At 68.9% G+C, this 3,725-nt stretch carries 3 protein-coding genes; all 3 read left to right on the plus strand.

The window, feature by feature from the left end; all coding sequences use genetic code 11:
• On the plus strand, nucleotides 1–280 hold a 280-nt coding region (locus V7004_RS15350; protein ID WP_334145096.1), incomplete at its 5' end, for a hypothetical protein.
• 52 nt (nucleotides 281–332) lie between these two features.
• Nucleotides 333–3,374, plus strand: coding sequence for a UPF0182 family membrane protein (locus V7004_RS15355; protein ID WP_334145098.1), 3,042 nt, complete (start codon nucleotides 333–335; stop codon nucleotides 3,372–3,374).
• Nucleotides 3,375–3,383: 9 nt separating this feature from the next.
• The coding region (locus tag V7004_RS15360; RefSeq protein ID WP_334145099.1) for an MFS transporter at nucleotides 3,384–3,725 on the plus strand (342 nt) is incomplete at its 3' end.

Consider the following 3,725-nt stretch of genomic DNA (forward strand, 5'->3'; position numbering starts at 1 on the left):
GGGCCTCGGGCGGGATCTCGGCGAGCGGGCCTCGGGCAGCCGTGATGTCGAGGAGCTGGCGGCCGAGCTGGCCGCGGAGCTGGTGGGACCGCTTCGCCTCCGGCTCCAGCAGTGCTTCACGGAAGCCGGCGACGATCCCGACGACCTCGCCGAGCGGGTACGGAGCTGCTACCGAGAGTGCCGGACGCAGTCGATCGACGAGCTGGTGTCCGCCGCGGTCCGCTCGGTCTGCGGGGCCGGCCTGGTTGAGCAGCGGGGAGCGGGCGCCAGAGCCCGGTGAGGCCTCGCCGGCGCGCCCGGCGAGGACGGATCGTCCCGTAGGCTGAGCACCCATGCGCGCCCCCGACGACATGCCGAGGCGCCGCTTCCGCGGGACCGGGGTCCCCGGTCGCGGCCGGGTGATCCTGCTCGTCGCCGCGGCGGTGCTGTTCGTCCTGCTGATGTCGTTGCGAGGCCTGGCTCGCTTCTACACCGACTACCTCTGGTTCGACAGCCTCGGCTTGTCGCAGGTGTGGTCGAGGATCCTGGGCACCAAATGGGCGCTGGGTGTGGCCTTCACCCTGGTGTTCGCGGTGATGTGCTTCGCCAGCCTCACTGTGGCGGATCGGATCGCGCCGAAGTTCCGGCCCGCCGGTCCCGAGGACGACCTGCTCACCCGCTACCACCAGGTGGTCGACCGGCGGGCCGGCTGGGTGCGGCTCGGCGTCTCACTGTTCTTCGGGGTGATCGCGGGCGCCGGCGTGTCGGCCCAGTGGAACCAGTGGATCCTGTTCCGCAACGGCGGCGACTTCGGGGTGCGCGACCGCACCTTCGACACCGATATCGGCTTCTACGTGTTCAAGCTGCCGTTCATCACCACGGTGATCGACTGGTTCTTCGCCTCGCTGGTGATCATCCTGCTCATCACCGCGGTGGCCCACTACCTCAACGGCGGCATCCGGATGCAGGCACCATTCCAGCGGGTCACCCCGCAGGTGAAGGCGCATCTGTCGGTGCTGCTGGCACTGCTGGCCCTGGTGAAGGCGGTGGACTACTGGTTCGGCCGCTACGAGCTGACCTACTCCACCCGTGGTGTCGTGGACGGGGCCACCTACACCGAGGTGAAGGCCCAGCTACCGGCCACCTACCTGCTGTTGCTCATCTCACTGCTGTCGTGCGCCCTGTTCATCGTGAACATCTGGCGGCGCGGCTGGGTGCTGCCCGTGGTGGCGGTCGGGCTGTGGGGGTTCGTGCAGATCATCGCCGGGGCCGCCTACCCGACCTTCATCCAGCGAGTGGTGGTGGAGCCTCAGGAGTCCGACCGGGAGCAGGCCTACATCGAGCACAACATCGAAGCGACCAGGCAGGCACTCGGGCTCGACAACGTGGAGACGGAGCCGTTCCCGTACTCCGCCGACCGCGACGTCGGCAAGCGGGCTGCCGAGCTGAACCGGGAGACGATCCGCAACATCCGTCTGCTCGACCCGAAGGTGGTGGCCCCCACCTACCAGAACCTGCAGTCGCTGCGGACCTTCTACCAGTTCAACGATCTCGACGTGGACCGCTACCAGATCCGCCGGTCCGACGGCACGTTCACCACCACCCAGGTGGTGCTCGCCAACCGAGACCTCAATGTGAGCGGCATCCCCCAGCCGTCCTGGGAGGGCCGGCACATCGCGTACACCCACGGCTATGGGCTGGCCATGGCGGCCGCGAACGCCACCACCGAATCGGGCAGCCCGGACTTCATCGTCAAGGACGTGCCGACGCGCATCAACACCGACGAGATCCAGCTCGACATCAACCAACCGCAGATCTACTTCGGTGAGCGGCTGCCCGGCTACAGCATCGTCGGTACCACCCGCGACGAGGTCGACTATCTCGCTGAGGACGGCACGCTGGTCACCAACCCCTACACCGGGCGGGGCGGGGTCAGCCTCGACTCGCCGATCCGTCGGGCGGCGTTCTTCCTCCGCTTCAACTTCGAGTGGAACCTGCTGCTGTCGGACTTCGTGACCAGCGATTCGCGCATCCTCTACCTGCGCGACGTGCGGGAGCGAGTGCAGGAGGTGGCACCGTTCCTGCAGTTCGACGCCGACCCCTACCCGGTGGTGATGGGCGGGCACATCGTCTACCTCATCGACGCGTACACCACCACCGACCGGTACCCCAACGCGCAGCGCGCCGATGCGTCGGGGTTGCCGCGCGGCAGCGGCCTGGAGGGTCATCGCTTCAACTACGTGCGCAACTCGGTCAAAGCGGTGGTCGACGCCTACGACGGGACGGTCAAGCTGTACGTCGTCGACCCGCAGGACCCGATCATCAAGGCCTACGACAAGGCGTTCCCCGATCTGTTCGAACCGGTCGACGCCATGCCCAGCGAGCTGCGCGACCACTGGCGGTACCCCGAGGATCTGTTCCGGGTGCAGACCAACATGTGGGGCCAGTACCACATCACCGACCCCCGCAGCTTCTACGACAAGACCAACGGTTGGGCGGTGGCGCAGGACCCGGGTACCGCGGTGGCCACGGGCACCCCGGCGCAGAACCAGCCGGCGGTCACCACCCCGACCGGCCAGTTCGCCCGCACCCTGGCGCCGCGCATCGAGCCGTACTACCTGTTGATGCGCCTACCCGGCGAACAGCAGGAGAGCTTCCTCATGCTGCGCCCGTTCGTCCCGTACTCGGAGGACGACAGCAAGCGCCAGCTCACCGCGTTCATGGTGGGCAAGAGCGATCCCGACGACTACGGCAAGCTCGTGGTCTACGAGATGCCGAGCGGCCAGCTCCCCGACGGCCCGGCGGTGGTCAACGCCCGCATCCAGGCCGACACCGAGGTCTCCCGTCAGATCTCCCTGCTCGACCAGAAGGGCTCGACGGTCACCTACGGCGATCTGCTGCTCATCCCGATCGACAACACCATTCTGTACGTCCGGCCGTTGTACGTGTCGTCGCAGGGCTCCACGGAGGTGCGGGAGCTCAAGGCGGTGATCGCCGTGTTCGGCGGTCAAGTCGTGATGCGCCCGACCTTGCGGGAAGCGCTGGTCGATCTGCTGGGCATCGAGGCGGAGACCTTCGAACGGCAGGTGGGCGTCGAGCTCACCCCGGGCGGTCAGGGCGAGCCCGCGCCGCCGGGTGGAGGGACGACCACCACCACGACGCCGGGTGCGAGCCCGCCGGCGGGGGAGCCCGGCGACGTGGCCGCGCTGCTGGCCGATGCCGAGCGGTTGTTCCGTGAAGCGGACGACGCGTTGCGCAGCGGGGGTGCGTCGGGTCTCGCCACCTACCAGGAGAAGGTCACCCAGGCGGCGGAGAAAGTGCGCCAGGCCCAGCAGCAGCTGGGCGCCACGACGACGACCACGACGAGCACCACCCAACCCCAAGCCGAGGCGTAACCTCGACCGATGGCGGCCGCGCCGAGCGCCCTGGGGTCGAGGTCACGGCGGCCGGCGGTGCTGGTGGTGGCGGCGCTCACGCAGGCCCTCGTGGGCTTCGACCTCTTCGCGGTGACGGTGGCCCTCCCGAAGATGGCGGTGGACCTGGGTGCCACGACCATCGACCTGTCCTGGGTGGTCGGCGGGTTCGCGATCGGGCTGGCCGGGTGCGTCATTCCGGGTGGTCGGCTGGGTGAGCGGTTCGGGTACCGGCGGATGCTGGTCGGGGGCCTCGGGGTGTTCGGCGTCGGGGCGCTGCTCGCCGGGATGGCGACCACGCCGACGGCGGTGGTGGTGGCCCGGGTCGTGCAG

The organism is Rhabdothermincola sp. (assembly GCF_036846205.1).
Taxonomy (GTDB): Bacteria; Actinomycetota; Acidimicrobiia; order Acidimicrobiales; family Acidimicrobilacustridaceae; genus Rhabdothermincola.

What these genes read in the sequence shown, in the direction of transcription:
- V7004_RS15355 (WP_334145098.1), top strand. Translation starts at nt 333, where the DNA reads ATGCGCGCCCCCGACGACATGCCGAGGCGCCGCTTCCGCGGGACCGGG.